Origin of the sequence: Cellulomonas sp. PhB150 (genome assembly GCF_003755175.1) — a bacterium.
Taxonomy (GTDB): domain Bacteria; phylum Actinomycetota; class Actinomycetes; order Actinomycetales; family Cellulomonadaceae; genus Cellulomonas.
This window is the reverse complement of the sequence record NZ_RKHX01000001.1, coordinates 1,154,039-1,171,770: the sequence shown is the minus strand read 5'-3', so window position 1 is coordinate 1,171,770 and position 17,732 is coordinate 1,154,039. Positions and strand designations below refer to the sequence as shown.

Annotated in this window: 17 protein-coding genes and 1 riboswitch; of the genes, 12 read left to right on the top strand and 5 right to left on the bottom strand. The window is 74.2% G+C overall.

The window, feature by feature from the left end; all coding sequences use genetic code 11:
- Positions 1–22 precede the first annotated feature (22 nt).
- Together EDF34_RS05390 and EDF34_RS18005 are read left to right on the top strand one after the other, a co-directional pair.
- Positions 23–445: a DUF3817 domain-containing protein gene (locus tag EDF34_RS05390; protein ID WP_233575190.1), complete on the top strand. Its 423-nt coding sequence runs from the start codon at positions 23–25 to the stop codon at positions 443–445.
- A gap of 189 nt (positions 446–634) precedes the next feature.
- Positions 635–1,393 (top strand): hypothetical protein, encoded by a 759-nt coding sequence (locus EDF34_RS18005; RefSeq protein ID WP_370450028.1) that lies wholly within the window; start codon positions 635–637, stop codon positions 1,391–1,393.
- An 86-nt stretch (positions 1,394–1,479) separates the two neighbouring features.
- Here the strand turns inward: EDF34_RS18005 and EDF34_RS05380 are convergent, their stop codons facing one another.
- A complete protein-coding gene (locus tag EDF34_RS05380; RefSeq protein ID WP_123370254.1) occupies positions 1,480–2,169 on the bottom strand; it encodes a hypothetical protein in 690 nt (229 codons plus the stop codon).
- Positions 2,166–3,638 carry a PspC domain-containing protein gene (locus tag EDF34_RS05375; protein WP_123370253.1) on the bottom strand — a complete coding sequence of 491 codons (1,473 nt, stop codon included), beginning with the start codon at positions 3,636–3,638 and terminating at the stop codon, positions 2,166–2,168. The genes EDF34_RS05380 and EDF34_RS05375 overlap by 4 nt, the downstream gene beginning before the upstream one ends.
- A gap of 146 nt (positions 3,639–3,784) precedes the next feature.
- Here EDF34_RS05375 and EDF34_RS05370 point away from each other — a divergent pair, with 146 nt between their 5' ends.
- The 5 genes from EDF34_RS05370 (at position 3,785) to pcrA (ending at position 9,523) form a co-directional block, all read left to right on the top strand.
- On the top strand, positions 3,785–5,137 hold the full coding sequence (locus EDF34_RS05370; RefSeq protein ID WP_123370252.1) for an ATP-binding protein: 1,353 nt from the start codon (positions 3,785–3,787) through the stop codon (positions 5,135–5,137).
- Positions 5,134–5,796, top strand: coding sequence for a response regulator transcription factor (locus EDF34_RS05365; RefSeq protein WP_123370251.1), 663 nt, complete (start codon positions 5,134–5,136; stop codon positions 5,794–5,796). Before EDF34_RS05370 ends, EDF34_RS05365 begins: the two co-directional genes overlap by 4 nt.
- A 39-nt stretch (positions 5,797–5,835) precedes the next feature.
- On the top strand, positions 5,836–6,183 hold the full coding sequence (locus tag EDF34_RS05360; protein WP_123370250.1) for a hypothetical protein: 348 nt from the start codon (positions 5,836–5,838) through the stop codon (positions 6,181–6,183).
- Between the two features lie 64 nt (positions 6,184–6,247).
- Complete coding sequence (locus EDF34_RS05355; RefSeq protein ID WP_123370249.1) at positions 6,248–6,730, top strand: DUF456 domain-containing protein; 483 nt, start codon at positions 6,248–6,250, stop codon at positions 6,728–6,730.
- Positions 6,731–6,811: 81 nt separating this feature from the next.
- Positions 6,812–9,523 (top strand): DNA helicase PcrA, encoded by a 2,712-nt coding sequence (pcrA, locus tag EDF34_RS05350; protein ID WP_123370248.1) that lies wholly within the window; start codon positions 6,812–6,814, stop codon positions 9,521–9,523.
- A 7-nt stretch (positions 9,524–9,530) separates the two neighbouring features.
- Here pcrA and EDF34_RS05345 read toward each other — a convergent pair whose 3' ends face one another.
- On the bottom strand, positions 9,531–10,061 hold the full coding sequence (locus EDF34_RS05345) for a Clp protease N-terminal domain-containing protein (protein ID WP_123370247.1): 531 nt from the start codon (positions 10,059–10,061) through the stop codon (positions 9,531–9,533).
- Positions 10,061–10,270: a helix-turn-helix domain-containing protein gene (locus EDF34_RS05340; RefSeq protein WP_123370246.1), complete on the bottom strand. Its 210-nt coding sequence runs from the start codon at positions 10,268–10,270 to the stop codon at positions 10,061–10,063. The genes EDF34_RS05345 and EDF34_RS05340 overlap by 1 nt, the downstream gene beginning before the upstream one ends.
- Before the next feature lie 181 nt (positions 10,271–10,451).
- Here EDF34_RS05340 and EDF34_RS05335 point away from each other — a divergent pair, with 181 nt between their 5' ends.
- The 4 genes from EDF34_RS05335 to EDF34_RS05320 all read left to right on the top strand — a co-directional run bounded on the left by EDF34_RS05335 (position 10,452) and on the right by EDF34_RS05320 (position 16,141).
- Positions 10,452–12,389 (top strand): acyltransferase family protein, encoded by a 1,938-nt coding sequence (locus EDF34_RS05335; protein WP_123370703.1) that lies wholly within the window; start codon positions 10,452–10,454, stop codon positions 12,387–12,389.
- Positions 12,390–12,517: 128 nt separating this feature from the next.
- The gene (gene sucC, locus EDF34_RS05330) at positions 12,518–13,705 is read left to right on the top strand and encodes an ADP-forming succinate--CoA ligase subunit beta (RefSeq protein ID WP_123370245.1); all 1,188 of its coding nucleotides are present in this window, start codon (positions 12,518–12,520) and stop codon (positions 13,703–13,705) included.
- A 36-nt stretch (positions 13,706–13,741) separates the two neighbouring features.
- Entirely contained in the window at positions 13,742–14,623 is an 882-nt protein-coding gene (sucD, locus tag EDF34_RS05325; RefSeq protein WP_123370244.1) for a succinate--CoA ligase subunit alpha, read from the top strand.
- Positions 14,624–14,788: 165 nt separating this feature from the next.
- Complete coding sequence (locus EDF34_RS05320; protein WP_123370243.1) at positions 14,789–16,141, top strand: DUF6350 family protein; 1,353 nt, start codon at positions 14,789–14,791, stop codon at positions 16,139–16,141.
- 5 nt (positions 16,142–16,146) lie between these two features.
- Here the strand turns inward: EDF34_RS05320 and EDF34_RS05315 are convergent, their stop codons facing one another.
- Positions 16,147–16,827 carry a cytochrome d ubiquinol oxidase subunit II gene (locus tag EDF34_RS05315; protein WP_148076582.1) on the bottom strand — a complete coding sequence of 227 codons (681 nt, stop codon included), beginning with the start codon at positions 16,825–16,827 and terminating at the stop codon, positions 16,147–16,149.
- Positions 16,828–16,925: 98 nt separating this feature from the next.
- Between EDF34_RS05315 and purN the strand changes: the two genes are divergently transcribed.
- Positions 16,926–17,591 carry a phosphoribosylglycinamide formyltransferase gene (purN, locus tag EDF34_RS05310; RefSeq protein ID WP_123370241.1) on the top strand — a complete coding sequence of 222 codons (666 nt, stop codon included), beginning with the start codon at positions 16,926–16,928 and terminating at the stop codon, positions 17,589–17,591.
- Positions 17,592–17,627: 36 nt separating this feature from the next.
- Positions 17,628–17,715, top strand: a riboswitch (ZMP/ZTP riboswitch).
- Positions 17,716–17,732: the final 17 nt, after the last annotated feature.

The window sequence follows — 17,732 nt, the reverse complement described above, 5'->3', positions numbered from 1 at the left end:
CCGCGGGGGCACAATCGTTCCCGTGAGCGAGACACCCACCACCGCCCCCGAGCCTGCTGCCGCCGCGACGAGCGGCCCGGCGGACGCCGACTGGTCGCGCAAGGCGCGCGGTGCGCTGCTGCGCTACCGCGTGATGGCGTGGATCACCGGCTCGATGCTGCTGCTGCTGTGCCTCGAGCTGATCCTCAAGTACGTGTTCCACGTCAACGGCTACGACGCCGAGGGCCACGCGAAGCCGGTGATCGGGAACTGGGTCGCCTTCGCGCACGGCTGGATCTACGTCGTGTACCTCGTGACCGTCGTCAACCTCTGGTCGACGATGCGCTGGCGGCTGGGCCGCCTCGTGACGCTCGCCGCGGCGGGCGTCGTGCCGGTCATGTCCTTCATCCTCGAGCGCAAGGCGCACCGCCAGGCCCTCGCGCGCATCGAGGCCGCCGAGCGCTGACGCGTCTCTGCCGACATCTGCCGGCACCCGCCGGACGCGCAGGAGTCTCTTTCGCCCGAATAGTGACGCGACGTGCACGTCTGTCGATACAGTCGACCTGCACGAACGCATTGCGCGCGGGTCGACGGGGGCCCGCCGGGCCCGCCGTTTCGGGCTCGCACTTTCGGGTACGGAAGGGGAACCGGGGACATGGCACAGAGCTCAGGCAAGTCGGGGGGCGTCAAGGGCATCGGCCTGCTGACGATCATCTTCGGGATCATCTTCGTGGTCGCCGGCGCCGTCACGTGGGGCGCGGTCACCACGAACCTCAACGCGGAGCAGATCACGGTCTCCGACGACGCGAAGGCCTTCCAGGGGCAGATCGTCGACACGCCGTGGGAGGCCTGGGTGCAGGCCGACATCATCAACCACCACGCGCTCGAGGCCTCCGGCGGTCTCACCTACGCCGAGCTGCCGCAGGACGACCCCAAGCGGGACACCGTCATGACGGCCTCGTTCCTGCGCGCGTCGCTGTTCACCTCGGTCGTCGCGTTCGGCGTCGCGCTGCTGGTCGTCGGCATCGGCGTGGTCCTGCTCTTCATCGGCTTCGCGCTGCGCAAGACCGGCTCGCGCCTCGCGGGCATCGACGGTCAGACGACGGCGCTGAGCAACCCGTACCCCGCGCCCGACCCGGTGGCCGCACCCGTTGCCGCCCCGGTGGCCGCCGCACCCGTGGCCGAGGCCCCGGCGGCGCCGCCGGCTCCCGTCGCGCCGCCGGCTCCTGAGCCCGCGGCCGCCGCTCCTGCGGTGGAGAAGCCGGTGGTCGACGAGCCCGTGGCCGCCGAGCCCGTGGCCGCCGAGCCTGTCGTCGACAAGCCGGCGACCGACGAGACGCCGTCGACGAACCCGCCGACGCGCTCGAGCCACCTGGCCTCGCCCGACGAGCCCCCGTCGTCGCACTCGATCTGAGCTGCTCGACCGCACGGCACAGCCTGAGCACGACGAAGCGGCGGCCCTCCCCACCCCGGGGACGGCCGCCGCTTCGCGTCGTCGGGTCAGCGCCGCGAGTGCCGAGCACCCGAGACGATCGACCCGACCAGCAACGCGGCCCCTCCAGCCGCGAGCAGGACGATGAGCGTGAGCTGCACGTCGATGCGTGCCCCCGACGCCCAGGCGAGGATCCAGACGCCCGCCGCGACGAGCATCAGGCCCCACACGACGGTGCTCACGCGGAGCCGCCGGCGCACCGGCGCGGGCGCCGCGGGGGCCTCGGCCCACGAGGGGGCTGCGGGCGCGGAGGGCGCGGCGGGTGCCGGGCCCGTGGGACGAGCGGACGCCTCGGGCCGCGGTGCCTTGTCCATCGGGACGCCGGTCGGCTTCTCCAGGGGCACGCTCGTCGTGCGCGGCTCGGCGTTCCCCGTCCCCGTCCCGGTCCCCGTCCCCGTCCCGGTCGTGAACGCGGCCGTGGGGGCGACGAGCGGCTCGGTAGCGGGTTCGGGCACGTCCGCCGCGGGCTCACCCGGTTCCGGCTCCGTGGCGATCTCGTCGGCCGCGCCCGACGCCGGCAGCACCTGCGTGTCGGTCGGGGCGAGCGGCAGGACCGCGGTCACGTCGGTCTCGGTCTCGGTCTCGGTCTCGGCGTCGGTTGCGGCGTCGGCCTCGACCTCGTCGGTCACCGCCGGCACGAGCTCGGTGTCGGCGTCGGCGCGCGGGTCCTGCGGCTCGTCGGGCGTGGTCGTGCTCATGAGTTCTCCCGGATGACGGTGACGTTGCCGGCGCCGACGCTGATCTGCAGGTCGAGCTGCGCAGAGCCGTCGGCGGAGGCGGCGTCGGTGAAGGTGCGGGTGTCGGACGAGAGGCCGTCCACGTGCTGCGCGGTGCCGTCGACGTCCCACGTGATCTGGCCGGCGCGCAGCCGCACGTCGGCGGTCACGGCGGCGTCCTGCGGGACGACGACCGTGACGTCACCGGCCCCGACGGCGATCGGGACCTCGAGCAGCTCGTCGGTGACGGGCAGGTCGCTGAGGTCGAGGTTCGCCTGGCCGAAGCCGAGGGCGTAGCCGTCGGCGGCCTCGGACCGGTTCGTGACGACGAGGTCGACGTCGCCGGCGAACCGGTGCACGCCGTCGTCGTCCCAGCTCCACTGCGAGGTGCTCGCCGCGCCCAGCGGCAGCGCGACGACGATGCCGGCGATCGCGAGGAACCCGAGGAAGCCGCTCGAGCGACCCCGGAAGCCGGAGACGACGATGCCGAGCCCGGCGAGGACCACGGCGATCCCGACGGCGGTCAGGGCGACCGGTCCGGTGAAGGTGTCGGCGCGGTCGGTGGCGAGCAGGACGGCGAGCCCGATGAGGCTCAGGGCGACGACGACGCCGACGGTCGCCACGCCCGGGCCGGGGGTGCTCGGCTTGGGCTGCTTGGCGGGCCGGGCGGGCGGCGCGGGAGCGGGCTGGGCGGGCGCCGACGACGGGAACGTGGTCGCTCCCGGGTAGCCGGTGGCACCCGGCGAGGCCGGTGCGGGCGGGTACGGGGTCGTGCCGGGGGACGTCGTGCCGTGGTGCGCGCTCGGGTAGGTCGTCGAGCGCGAGTACGGGGACGTGGGCGCGGGTCCGGCGGGCCGTGCCGGGTAGGGGCCGTAGGGGCCCGGCGGGACGGGCGGCCGACGAGAGCCGCGGCGGTTGAGCGCCATGACGATCACGACGACCACCGCGGCGACGAAGCCGAGCCAGAGCAGTCCGGCGATCCAGTCGAAGAACCCGTTGACCCAGCCGGGCTCGCCGCCCCAGAACCACAGCGAGAACACGCCCCCGCCGCGGCCGAGCCCGATCACCGTGAACGCGAGCGCGCCCAGGACGGCGACGTCGAACCGGCCGGCGAACAGCTCCTCGAGGTGGATGCGGCCGTCGCGCCGCTCGGGCAGCAGGGCCCACGCGACGCCGTAGAGGACCAGGCCGAGGCCGCCGATGAGCAGCGACGCCGCGAAGATGCCGCGCCAGACGAGCGGGTCGAACCCGGTGCGGTTGGCGAGCCCGGCGCACACGCCGCCGATCCAGCGGTCGTCGGCGCGCTGGACGTCGAGGCGCCGCACGGTGCCGAAGAAGCCGGAGCCCGGCGTCGGGCTCGAGTCGGGCGGCGGGGCCGACGAGGTGCCGGCGCCCGGACCGGCCGGTGCAGAGGTGTCGGCGCTGTCGTCGCCGGGTGCGTGCATGTCCATGGCTCGATCCTGACGCCGCCCCGAGCGCCGGGGTATCGGGTGCCACCCTGACTCGACCCTGAACCACCCCCGGAACCCGGGCGGCGCACCCCTGATCCTGGCCCCGATCGGGCTTGCGCGACCCACGGGCGTGTGACGATCTCCCCGTGAGCACTCCTGTCCTCGCCGCGCCCAAGGCCCGGCTGCCGCTGCGCCGCCCCGAGCGCGGGCGCTGGCTCGCGGGCGTCGCGGTCGGCCTGGCGGCGCACCTGGACGTCCCCGTGGTCTGGGTCCGGCTGACGTTCGTGGTGACCGCGCCCTTCGGCGGTGTCGGCATCCTGCTCTACGCGTTCTGGTGGCTGTCCGTGCCGGTCGGCGACCCTGCCGACGCCGCGGCGGCCGCGCGCCCCGCGGCGCTCGCCCGGCTGGCCCGCGCGCAGGGCGCCGAGGCGGAGGGGCGACGCTGGCCCGTGACGGACGTGGCGGTCGGCGCGCTGCTCGTCCTGCTGGCCGTCGTCCTCATCGCCGTGCGCACCGACCGGGTGCAGCTCGACTGGGTCCTGCCGTCCCTCATCGTGCTGGCCGGGCTGGGCCTCGCCTGGAGCCAGCTCGACGCCGTGCAGCGCGGGCGGCTGCGCAGGCGTGCCGGCGGCCGCACGCCGGTGTCGGTGCTCCGGCTGCTCGGCGGGATGATCCTGGCCGGCGTGGGCGTGCTCCTGCTGGTCTCGCAGGCCAACGGCGAGGGCGTCGAGCCCGCGGCGCTCGTGCAGTCGATCGTCGCGTCGGTCGCCGTGCTCGGCGGCGTCGCGCTCGTGCTGACGCCCTGGTGGCTGCGCCTGGTCCGGGAGCTGGGCGACGAGCGCGCTGCGCGTGCGCGCGAGTCCGAGCGGGCGGACATCGCGGCGCACCTGCACGACTCGGTGCTGCAGACGCTCGCCCTGATCCGGTCGCGCGCCGACGACCCGGCGGAGGTCGCGCGCATGGCCCGCGCGCAGGAGCGCGAGCTGCGGGAGTGGTTGTACGACGACCGACCTGCTCCTGGTACATCGGTCGCGGCGGCCCTGCGCGGCATCGTGGCCGAGGTCGAGGACTCGCGGTCCGGCCCCACCGGCGACCCGGTCGCCATCGAGACCGTCGTCGTCGGCGACCACGTCCCCGACGCCTCGACCGAGGCCCTGCTGCAGGCGACCCGCGAGGCCCTGGTCAACGCGGTGGTGCACGGCCGGCCGCCCGTCTCGCTCTACCTCGAGGTCGGCCCGCGCATGGTGGAGGTGTTCGTGCGCGACCACGGCGACGGCTTCGACCTCGACGAGGTCGGCCCCGACCGCTTCGGCGTGCGCGAGTCGATCATCGGCCGCGTGCGGCGACGCGGAGGCGAGGCGACCGTCGACTGCCGGCCGGGTCGCGGCACCGAGGTGCACCTCACGGTCCCCGTCGGCGAGGAACCTGGACCCGAGGAACCCGGCCATGATGGAGCGCCGGACCAGGAGCCGGACGACGCACGAGAGGACCAGGCATGACCGAGCCCGAGGCCGTCGAGGTCGTGCTGGTCGACGACCACCACATGTTCCGCACGGGCGTGAAGGCGTCGCTCGACGACCGCGTGCTGGTCATCGGCGAGGCCGACACGGTCGACTCGGCGATCGCCCTGGTCCGCGAGCTCCAGCCACCCGTGGTGCTGCTGGACGTGCACCTGCCCGGCGGCGACGGCGGCGGTGGCGCGGAGGTGATCCGCTCGTGCGCCGACCTCCTGGGCTCCACGCGGTTCCTCGCGCTGTCCGTGTCCGACGCGTCCGAGGACGTCGTCGCCGTGATCCGGGCCGGCGCGCGGGGCTACGTGACGAAGGCGATCGACGGGCCGGCGCTGTCCGACGCGGTCCGCCGGGTGGCGGGCGGAGACGCTGTGTTCTCGCCCCGCCTGGCGGGGTTCGTGCTCGACGCGTTCGGGGCCGCCGCCGGCGACGTCGCGACCGGCGACGACGAGCTGGACCGCCTCTCGGCGCGCGAGCGCGAGGTCATGCGGCTCATCGCGCGCGGGTTCTCCTACCGGGAGGTCGCGACCGAGCTCTTCATCTCGATCAAAACCGTGGAGACCCACGTCTCGGCGGTGCTGCGCAAGCTGCAGCTGTCGAGCCGGCACGAGCTCACGCGGTGGGCCGCGGCCAGGCGCCTGCTGTGATTTGTTCTGACATGGCGTCAGATCCATTAGGGTGCAGTCATGGAATTCCTCTACCACCTGCTCCTGGTGCTCCACCTGCTCGGCTGGGCGATCGTGCTCGGCGGCGTGCTGGTCAACCTGCGCTCGGCGAAGATCCCGAAGGGCGTCCTGCACGGCATCCTCACGGCGCTCCTGACGGGGCTCCTCATGGTCGGCCTCGCCTCGGCGAGCGACGACCTGCGGGACCCGGACAACGCCAAGGTGGCGGTCAAGCTCGTCATCGCGCTCGTCGTCACGGCCCTCGTCGTCTACGGCGTGCGCAAGCCGCGCACGGTCACCACGGGCTACCTCGGGGCGATCGCCGGGCTCACGGCCGTGAACGTCGCGGTCGCGGTCTTCTGGCGCTGACCGTCCTGCCCTCGCCGAGCGGCTCGCCGAGCAGCTCGCCCACCCCGCCCGCCGCGGTGTCCGCGTGAACGGGGCCGGTGACCTGCTCGTCGGGCTCGTGGTCCTCGCGGGGCTCGTCGGCGTCGTGGTCCAGGTCCTGCCCGGCGCGCTGCTCGTGCTCGGTGCGGTCGTCGTCTGGGGCGTGGTGGTCGGCGGCGGGACCGGCTGGACGGTCGTCGCCGTCGCGGTCCTCGCGACCGTGGGGGCCGCCGTGGTCAAGTACCTGCTCGCCGGGCGGCACCTCGCCCGCGGGGGAGTCCCGTCGTCGGCGGTCGTATGGGGCGGGATCGCCGGCGTGGTCGGCTTCTTCGTCATCCCCGTCGTCGGGCTGTTCGTCGGCTTCCTGGCCGGGACCTATGCCGCGGAGTGGGTGCGGCTGCGCGAGCCGCGCGGTGCGTGGCGGGCCACGGTGGTGGCGCTCCAGGCGACCGGCATCACGATCGTCGTCGAGCTCGCGGGTGCGCTCGTCGCGACCGCGGCGTGGCTCGTGGGCGTCGCGCTGACCTGACGGCCCTGACGGCGGCGGGCCGTCCACATCACGTCGCCGACGCACCCACGTGTCAGTACCGGCGCCTACGCTGGTACGGCCATGACGTCGCTCTTCGAGAACCTCGCCCTGCCCCTGCCCGAGGGTGCGCGCCGCGCTGCCCCGGGGGGCTCCCAGCACACCCAGCGCCGCGACCCGTCGGGGCTGCCGCGCGTCGTGCCGCCGCGCGGCGACGGCTCGGAGGACGAGGTCGACCACCGCACCGACGAGCGCATCGAGGAGGACGCGCGCCGCGCGGCCGACGACGAGCGCCGCCAGGCCGAGGCCGACGCGCTGCTCGTCGGGCTCAACCCCGAGCAGCGCGAGGCCGTCGTGCACCACGGCGGCCCGTTGCTCATCGTCGCGGGCGCCGGCTCGGGCAAGACGCGCGTCCTGGCGCACCGGATCGCCTACCTGATGGCCACGCGTCGCGCGCGGCCGGGGCAGGTGCTGGCGATCACGTTCACGAACAAGGCCGCAGCCGAGATGCGCGAGCGGGTCGAACAGCTGGTCGGGCCGGCGGCGGGGCGGATGTGGGTCTCCACGTTCCACTCCGCGTGCGTGCGGATCCTGCGCCGCGAGGCCGCCACGCTCGGGCTGCGCTCGAGCTTCTCGATCTACGACGCGGCCGACTCCCAGCGCCTGCTCACCCTGGTCGCGCGCGAGCTCGAGCTCGACCCGAAGCGCTACCCGGCCAAGGCGCTCGCGCACAAGATCTCCTCGCTCAAGGACGAGCTCGTGGATCCCGAGGAGTTCGCCCGCACGTCGGGAGGCGGCTCGGCGAACGACTTCGACGCGGCGCTCGCGCAGGTCTACACCCGGTACCAGGCGCGGCTGCGGCAGGCGCACGCGCTCGACTTCGACGACCTGATCATGACCACCGTCCACCTGCTGCAGGCGTTCCCCGCCGTCGCCGAGCACTACCGGCGCCGGTTCCGGCACGTGCTGGTCGACGAGTACCAGGACACCAACCACGCGCAGTACGTGCTGGTGCGCGAGCTCGTCGGCAGCGACCGCTCGGTGCTGGTCCCGGGGACGCCGCTCGGCGCGGCGGCGGCACCGCCGGCGGCCCGGGCGACGTCGCTGTTCGACGCCGACGAGCCCCCGGCGGGGGATCCCGACGAGCCGGCGCCCGTGGGTGTCCCGCGCGGCGAGCTGACGGTCGTCGGCGACGCCGACCAGTCGATCTACGCGTTCCGTGGCGCCTCGATCCGCAACATCATGGAGTTCGAGGCCGACTACCCCGACGCCCGCACGATCCTGCTCGAGCAGAACTACCGCTCCACCCAGACGATCCTCTCGGCCGCCAACGCCGTGATCAGCCGCAACCCGGGCCGCAAGCCCAAGCGGCTGTGGACCGACTCGGGCCAGGGCGCGCAGATCGTCGCGTACGTCGCGGACGACGAGCGCGAGGAGGCCCGGTTCATCGTCGGCGAGATCGACCGGCTCGGGGACTCCGAGCATGTGCGACCGGGGGACGTCGCGATCTTCTACCGCGCCAACGCGCAGTCCCGCGCGATCGAGGACGCGCTGGTCCGCGTCGGGCTGCCGTACAAGATCGTCGGCGGCACGCGCTTCTACGAGCGGCGCGAGATCAAGGACGCCGTCGCGTACCTGCGGGCCGTGGCCAACCCGGACGACGACGTCAACCTGCGCCGCATCCTCAACGTGCCGAAGCGTGGGTTGGGCGACCGCTCGGAGGCGATGGTGGCGACCTTCGCCGAGCGCGAGCGGATCTCGTTCGGCGCCGCGCTGGACCGGCTCGACGAGGTCCCCGGGCTCGGCACCCGTGCCATCACGGGGCTCACGGCCTTCGCCGACATGATGACCGACCTGCGCGTGCTGGCCGACGCCGGCGCCGGCCCCGCCGAGGTGCTCGGAGCCGTGCTCGACCGCTCGGGCTACCTGGCCGAGCTGCGCGCGAGCGAGGACCCGCAGGACGCGTCCCGGGTCGAGAACCTGGCCGAGCTGCACGCGGTGGCGTCCGAGTTCGAGCAGTCCGACCCCGAGGGTGACCTGGCCGACTTCCTCGAGCGCGTCTCGCTCGTCGCGGACTCCGACCAGATCCCGACGCCCGACGGCGCGGAGGAGGCCGCCGACGCGGCCGCGCGCCCCGAGCCGGGCGTCGTGACGCTCATGACGCTGCACACGGCCAAGGGCCTGGAGTTCCCCGTCGTGTTCCTCACGGGCATGGAGGACGGCACGTTCCCGCACATGCGGTCGCTGCAGGACGTCGACCAGCTCGCCGAGGAGCGGCGCCTGGCCTACGTGGGCGTGACCCGCGCGCGGGAGCGGCTCTACGTCTCACGCGCCGCGATCCGCACCGCGTGGGGCGTGCCGAACGAGTTCCCCCCGAGTCGATTCCTCGACGAGCTGCCCGACGAGCTCATCGACTGGCGGCGGCGCGAGTCGTCCACGTCCCAGCTGCGCGGCGGCTGGGGGTCGGGCTACGGCTCGGGCGGGTCGCGGTCGGGCGCGTACGGATCCGGAGGCGCAGGGTCCGGTGGGTACAGCACGAGCCCCGGGTCGCGCGCGCGCGCCGAGCAGCGGCCGGCCCTGCCCTCGACCGGCGCGACCTTCGGCTCGGCGACCCCGCGAGCCGTCGGCGACCTGCCGCAGCTGGCGATCGGCGACCGGGTCACGCACGACGCCTACGGCCTCGGCACGGTCGTCGCGCTCGAGGGTGCCGGACCGAACGCCGTGGTGAAGGTCGACTTCGGCAGCGAGGGCAGCAAGCGGCTCCTGCTGCGGTACTCCCCGGTGACCAAGCTCTAGCGAGGGCTCAGGCTGCACGCGTGGCCGCGACGGCCGCTCGGGCCGACTCCGCGGTGACGCCGGCGCGCGTCAGCATCGCGCGTCCGGCGGAGTCGTCGACCAGGCTCACCGCGACGAGCAGGTGCCCGGTGTCGATGCTTCGGGACCGCTCCGCGACGACCACCCGCAGGGACTGCTCGATCACCTTCTTCGCATCGGGCGTCAACGGCAGGTGTCGCCCGCCGGTCGGCGCGGCCCGATCCAGTGCGCCTGCGCCGAACGTGCCCTCGACCTGTGCCCGGACGGTGTCGAGGTCGACGCCGATCGCGGCGAGCGCGTCGCCGTCCAGAGCGGCTCGTGCGGGGGAGTCCATCGCCGTGCGCAGCGCGGGGCCGTCGACGCCGAGCGACGAGAGCGCGAGCGACGCGACGGAGGTGGGCTCGTCCGCCAGCGCGAGCAGGAGGTGCGCCGACGTGATCAGGGAGTCGCCGCGCGAGCGAGCGACGGACTGGGCGGCCGTGACGGCGTCACGGGCCTCGGTGGCGAATCGCTCGAACATCAGTCGAACCTCTTCCCGTACTTCTTGTGGACGGCTTGGCGGGAGACCCCCAGGGCCTCGGCGACCTGCTGCCAGGACCAGCCGAGGCCGCGGGCTCGCTCGACGTGCAGCGCCTCGAGCCGGTCGGCCAGCTCGTGCAGCGAGCGGACGGCGCGCAGGCCCTCCGCGGGTGCGGCGGCTGCGGCGGTGGCGAGGAGGTCGTCGGGCATGGTGTCAACCTAGGTTGACGACTGGCGATCTGTCAACTCTGGTTGACGGACCGTCACCGGACCCGACACGCCGACCGCGGGTCCGGGGAAGCGGCCCGCGCCGACCTACCGTGGGAATCGGACAGGGCTGCACGGACGGAACGGTGCGGGTGGCCACGGCGAGCGAGCCCGTGGGGTGGCGATGACCGTCGAGAGCAGGCCGCGTGGCGGGCCTGACCTCGATCGCGCGCCCGGACGGGAACGCGGGACGGGGCCAGGCCGCGCACCGGACGCCGACCTCGCCTCGGCGGCGTCGGCCGACGCCGCGCACGCCCACCGCCGCACCGGGCGGATCCCCGGGCTCGACGGACTGAGGGCGCTCGCGGTCACAGCCGTGATCGCCTACCACCTGTTCCCGGACCAGCTGCCGGGCGGGTTCCTGGGCGTCGACGTGTTCTTCGTCGTCAGCGGCTTCCTCATCACCACCCTCCTGCTGCGGGAGGTGCGCGACGGCGGTCGGCTGCAGCTCGCCCGGTTCTGGGTGCGGCGCGCGCGGCGGCTCGTCCCCGCCCTGCTGCTCGTCGTCGCGGTGAGCATCCCCGCGGCCGCGCTGGCCGATCGTGACCTGCTCGTCGGCATCGGCCGCCAGGTGCTCGGCGCGCTCACGTTCTCGACCAACTGGCTCGCCATCGGCGCGGGCGCGAGCTACTTCGACTCCACGCAGCCCGAGCTGTTCCAGACGTTCTGGTCGCTGGCGATCGAGGAGCAGTTCTACCTGCTGTGGCCGCTCCTGCTCGCTGTCGTGCTCGCGGTCTGCCGCACGTGGCGCGTCCGCGCGCGGCTCGCGCTCGCCGGGGCACTCGCGTCGGCACTGCTGATGGCCCTGCGCTACCACCCGGGCGACGACCCCACGCGCGTCTACTACGGCACGGACACCCACGCGTTCGGGCTGCTGCTCGGGGCGTCCGCGGCGTTCGCCTGGGCCGGGCGCGACGAGCTGCTGCCGCGCCGTGCCTGGGCTCGCTGGGCGGGGCCGGCCGCACTGGCGCTGCTCGGCGTGCTCGTCGTCGTGATGGGCGCCGACGAGGCGGTCGCGTACCGCGGCGGGATCTTCGTCGCCTCCCTGCTCGCCGTGGTCGCCGTGGTCGCGTGCACGACCCCGGCCGCCGGGTCGTCCGGGTACGTGAGCGCGCTCTCGGTGCGGCCGCTGGTCTGGGTCGGTGAGCGGTCGTACGGGCTGTACCTGTGGCACTGGCCCGTGATCCTCGTGGTCGCCGCGGTCGCGGGCGACGGGACCGGGACCTCGTCGTGGTGGCGCACCGCGCTGCTCGCGCTGGCGCTCACCGTCGCGCTCTCCTGGGCGAGCTACCGCTGGGTGGAGTCGCCCGTGCGGCAGCTCGGTGCGCGGGAGTCCGCGCGTCGTGCCCGCGACGCGTGTCGCGGTCCGGCGCGGCTGCCGCGGGTGCTCGCCGGGCTCGCCGTCGTGGTCGTGCTCGCCGCGGTCGTCGCCGTGATCACGGCGCCCGACGAGTCCCGCGCCCAGGAGTCGGTCGAGGCCGCCCAGGCGCAGGTCGACGCCCAGAACGCGCAGGCGCCGACGAAGCCCTCGCCGAGCAGTGCGCCGAGCAAGGCGCCCGGCGCGCCCGTGACCGGTGACCAGGTCGTCGCGTTCGGGGACTCCGTGCTCTCGGCCGCCGCGCCCACGCTGTACGACGCGTTCCCCGGCATCCGCATCGACGCCAAGCCCATCCGCAAGTGGATCGACGCCACCCCGATCATCGAGAAGGCCGCCGCGGCGGGCACGCTGCGTCCCGTCGTCGTGCTGAACTTCGGCACCAACGGAGGCTTCCAGTTCAAGGGTTCCGAGGCCGCGTTCGAGGACATCCTCGACGCGATCGGGCCAGACCGCCGCGTCGTCGTCGTGACGATCAACGGGATCAGCCACTGGATCCCGGACGCGAACGCCGAGCTCAAGAAGCTCGCGGCCGCCCACCCGAACGTCACCGTGGCCGACTGGCGCGGGTACGTCGACGACCACGCGGGCCTGCTGCACGCCGACCGCACCCACCCGAACATGAAGGGCGTCGTCGCCTACGCGAAGGTCCTGCGCTCTGCGTTCGCCGACCTCCCGCCGGCCTGAGCCGCGGGCAGTGTCGCGCACGCCATATCTCTCGATGTGAAGAGATCTCCGCGTGGCGGATACCATCGACCGGGCGCTGTGGCCTACCCGATGCTGCAGACCGCGGTCGATGAGAGGAACCGGACCAGGTGGACCTGTTCGAGTACCAGGCACGAGACATCTTCGAGAAGCACGGCGTTCCCGTGCTCGGCGGCGTGGTCGCCACGACCCCTGACGAGGCCCGGGCGGGCGCGGAGCAGCTGCTCGGCGACACCGGCGGCGTCGTGGTCGTCAAGGCGCAGGTCAAGGTCGGCGGACGCGGCAAGGCGGGCGGCGTCAAGCTCGCACGTTCCGTCGACGACGCGGCCGAGAAGGCCACCGAGATCCTCGGGATGGACATCAAGGGCCACACGGTCCACCGCGTCATGATCGCCGCGGGCGCCAAGATCGCGCAGGAGTTCTACTTTTCCCTGCTGCTGGACCGCGCCGAGCGTCGCTACCTGGCCATGTGCTCGGTCGAGGGCGGCATGGAGATCGAGGAGCTCGCGGTCGAGCGGCCCGAGGCCCTGGCTCGCGTGGCCGTCGACCCCCGTGTCGGCATCGGCCAGGCGAAGGCCGACGAGATCGTCGCCGCGGCCGGCTTCCCCGAGAAGACGACCCCGGAGATCGCCGCCAAGGTCGCCGACGCGCTGCAGAAGCTCTGGCTCGTCTACCGCGACGAGGACGCCACGCTGGTCGAGGTGAACCCGCTGGTCCTCACCGAGGACGGCGAGATCGTCGCGCTCGACGGCAAGGTCACGCTCGACGAGAACGCCGGCTTCCGCCACGCGGAGCACGCCGAGCTCGAGGACGCGGCCGCGGCCGACCCGCTCGAGGCGCGCGCCAAGGAGAAGGACCTCAACTACGTCAAGCTCGACGGCGAGGTCGGCATCATCGGCAACGGCGCGGGGCTCGTCATGAGCACGCTCGACGTCGTCGCCTACGCCGGCGAGAAGCACGGCGGCGTCAAGCCCGCCAACTTCCTCGACATCGGTGGCGGCGCCTCGGCCGAGGTCATGGCTGCGGGCCTGGACATCATCCTCACGGACCCGCAGGTCAAGTCGGTGTTCGTCAACGTCTTCGGCGGCATCACGGCGTGCGACGCGGTCGCCAACGGCATCGTCGCGGCGCTCGAGATCCTGGGCGACGAGGCCTCCAAGCCGCTCGTCGTGCGGCTCGACGGCAACAACGTCGTCGAGGGCCGTCAGATCCTCGCCGACGCCGGCCACCCGCTGGTCACGCTCGCGGACACGATGGACGGCGGCGCCGACAAGGCAGCCGAGCTGGCCAACGTCTGACACCCCTGACGATTCGAGAGAGAAGCACACACCACCATGGCGATCTTCCTGACCGAGGCATCCAAGGTCATCGTCCAGGGCATGACGGGCTCCGAGGGCACCAAGCACACCACCCGCATGCTCGCGTCCGGCACCACCGTCGTCGGCGGCGTCAACCCGCGCAAGGCGGGCACGTCCGTCTCGTTCGGTGACGTCGACGTCCCCGTGTTCGGCTCGGTCTCCGAGGCCATGTCGGCCACGGGTGCCGACGTCTCCGTCATCTTCGTGCCGCCGGCCCACACCAAGGGCGCCGTCGTCGAGGCGATCGAGGCGGGCATCCCGCTGGTCGTCATCATCACCGAGGGCGTCCCGGTGGCCGACACCGCCGAGTTCTTCGCCCTGGCCCAGGAGAAGGGCGTGCGGCTCATCGGCCCCAACTGCCCCGGCCTGATCAGCCCCGGGAAGTCGAACGTCGGCATCATCCCGGCCGACATCACCGGCCCCGGCCGCGTCGGCCTCGTGTCGAAGTCGGGCACGCTGACCTACCAGATGATGTACGAGCTGCGGGACTTCGGGTTCTCGACGGCCATCGGCATCGGCGGCGACCCGATCATCGGCACCACCCACATCGACGCCCTCGCGGCGTTCGAGGCGGACCCCGAGACCGAGGTCATCGTGATGATCGGCGAGATCGGCGGCGACGCCGAGGAGCGCGCCGCGGCGTACATCGCCGAGCACGTGACGAAGCCGGTCGTCGGCTACGTCGCGGGCTTCACGGCCCCCGAGGGCAAGACGATGGGCCACGCCGGCGCGATCGTCTCCGGCTCGTCGGGCACCGCCCAGGCGAAGAAGGAGGCCCTCGAGGCCGCCGGCGTCAAGGTCGGCAAGACGCCGTCCGAGACCGCAGCCCTGGCGCGGGAGCTGCTCACGCAGTCCTGATCCACGCTCGCGACGCCCGTCCGGCGCGCCAGCCCTCCGGGGTCGGCCGCCGGGCGGGCGTTCGTCGTCTCCCGGCCAGCGCCGTGCGCTGTGACTTCGTGCGGAGTCCTCGACGCGCCGGGGCGCCTGACGCGCCAGCGTGAGGTCCGCGGCGACCATGGCACGGTGAGCCAGTCGCGTCCGTCCACGGGGTCCGCGGTCGCCGACCGCGGACGCGCGGCCGGGCCGGGACGCGGTTCGCGCCGCCGCCGCACGGACACCGGCTCGGTGCCGGTGACCGCCGCGTCGCGGTCGGCCCGGACCGCCGAGGCGATGTCCGGGAGCGCGCTGGACGGAGCGCCCCGCTGGGTCTCCGGCGTCCTGGCGGCGCTGCAGGCGGCCGTGCTGTCGCTGCTCGCGCTCGTGCTGCCGGCGATCGCCGCCTTCGTCGCGACCGCCGCGGACCCCTCGAACTCCGGCGTCTCGTGGTTCCGCGCCGTGCGCGTCGGCGGCTCGCTGTGGCTCGCGGGACACGGCGTGCCGTTCGGCGTGGGCGGCGTCGGCGTGACGATCGTGCCGCTCGGGGTCACCGCCCTCGCGGTGTTCACCTGCTACGCCTCGGCCCGACGCTCGGGCGTCCCGACCCTCACGGCCTACCTCGCCGGCCTCGGCGGGTACGTCGCGATGGTGCTCGGCGTGGCCCTCGTCGTCGGGACCAGCGTGTCCGGGCTGCTGCGCGGGCTCGCCGGCGCCGTCCTCGTCGCGGGCATCGGGATGGGCACAGGCCTCGCGGCCCGCAGCGACGCGCCCACCGTCCGCTCGATCACGCGGCCGGTGTGGAGCCGCGTGCCACGGGTCGTGCGCGTGGGGGCGGCCGCCGGGACGATCGCCGCGGCGTCGCTCGTCGCCGTCGCCGCCGTCGTCACCGCGCTGTGGGTCGTCGCCGGGCTCGCGACGATCGGAGACGTGGTCGACGGACTGGGGCTCGACCCGATCGGGGGCGCCGTGCTCGCGTTCGGCGAGCTCGCGTTCGCCCCCAACCTCGTCGTCTGGGCGATCGCCTGGCTCGCGGGGCCGGGCTTCGCCGTCGGCGCGGGCACCCACTTCGCGCCGCACGAGGTGATCGCCGGGCCGATGCCAGCGGTGCCGCTGCTGGGCGCGCTGCCGACCAACACCCTGCCCGGCGTCTGGAGCTTCGCGACGCCGCTGCTGCTGGTCCTGCTCGGTGCGCTGGGAGGCTGGTACGTGCACCGCCGGATCAGCGGACCGCGCTGGTGGCACCCGGCCGTGGCCTGCGTGGCGCTGGCCGCCTTCACGACGCTGCTGATCACCGTCCTGGTGGTCGTCGCCTCGGGCGGCATCGGGCCGGGTCGGATGGCCCACGTGGGCGCGTCGGGGCTGGTCGTCGGGCTGGCAGTCGCGTGGCCCGTGCTGCTCGGGGCGCTCGTCGTCGCGCTCCCCGCCGACCCGGTCGTCCGGGCCGCGGTCCGTGGCGCGGTCCGTGGCGCCACCGCGCGCCGGAGCACGGCCGACGCCTGACGCGGTCAGCCGCCCGAGCGGGTGCCGATCCGGTCGCGCCAGTCCTGGAGGCCCTGCTCGAACGTCTGGTTGCACTCGGCGGTCGCCGAGATCGTGAGCGCGCCGGCGAGGCACTCCTCGCGGTCCGCCTGCAGCGGCCACAGGGCGAGCATCCCGGCGGTGACGAAGGCCCAGAAGGCTGCGATCGCGATGCCGCCGGCCAGCATCGGCACGAGCGCGCCGCGCACGTGGGCGCGCGTGGCCGTCACGAGTGCACGGATCGCGTAGACGATCGCGACGACGACGAAGGGGAGCGCGACGGCCTGCCACGGCGCGCGGATCGTGCTGAGCACGACGGCGGCCAGCAGGTACAGGCCGAACGTGCGGGCCAGCGTGCGGGCGCGCTCAGCTCCTGCGGGATCGGTCGGGAGCGGCTCAGGCTTCGGGTGGCCGAGCCGGGGGTCGTGGCCGGCCGGCGGGTACTGGCCGGGGTGCTGCTGGCCGGGGTGCTGCTGGCCCTGGGGTCCGGCGTCGTGCTGGCCGGGGTGCTGCTGGGGCGGGTACCAGTGCGGCGGGGGGTGCGGCGGACCCGGGGGCGTGCTGCCCTGGGTCGGTGGGCCTGCGGGCGAGGAACCCTGCGGGGGCGCGGCGGAGTCGTCGTCCGCGGGGCGGCGGCGATCCTCCGGCGGGGCGTACGGGTTGCTCACCACGCCATTCTCACCCAGGAACCGTGGACGAGGGGGAGGTGCCGCACCCGTTGGACGTCGGGACGGCCCGGCCGGTCGTGGTCGGTAGGGTTTCGCCCGTGACTCCCGGACCCGGCACCTCGTCGTCCCAGCCCACGCCTCCCGCGCACGCGACGCGCTCGGCGGGTCGGCTCGTCGTCCTCGTCTCGGGGACCGGCTCCAACCTCGCGGCGCTGCTCGCCGCGCACGAGGACCCGGCGTTCGGCGGGCGCGTCGTGGCCGTCGTCGCCGACCGTCCGGACATCAAGGCCCTCGAGATCGCGCAGGCTGCGGGCGTGCCGACGGCCGTCGTCGCTCTGCGCGACTTCGAGGACCGGGGCGCGTGGGACCGCGCGCTGACCGAGGCGGTCGCGGTGTTCACGCCCGACCTGGTGGTGCTGGCCGGCTTCATGAAGCTCGTCGGCCGGCCGTTCCTCGACCGGTTCGAGAACCGCATCGTCAACACGCACCCGGCGCTGCTGCCGTCGTTCCCGGGTGCGCACGGCGTGCGCGACGCGCTCGCCTACGGCGTCACGGTCAGCGGCTGCTCGGTCATCGTCGTCGACGGCGGCATCGACGCCGGCCCGATCCTGGCGCAGGAGGCCGTGCCGGTGCTGCCCGACGACGACGAGTCGAGCCTGCACGAGCGCATCAAGGTCGTCGAGCGCTCGCTGCTCGTCGACGTCGTCGGCCGGATCGCCCGCGACGGTCTCGCCGTCGAGGGCCACCGGGCCCGCATCGGCTGAGCGACGTGCCCCTGGACGGCCCCGTCCCGTAGACTCGGCCACGGTCGTGACTGGCGCAGGTGGGGACAACCACCGGGGAGCGACCGCAGTCCCCTGCAGAGCACCGCCCGCCTGGGTGCCTGGGTACCGCCGCCGTGCACG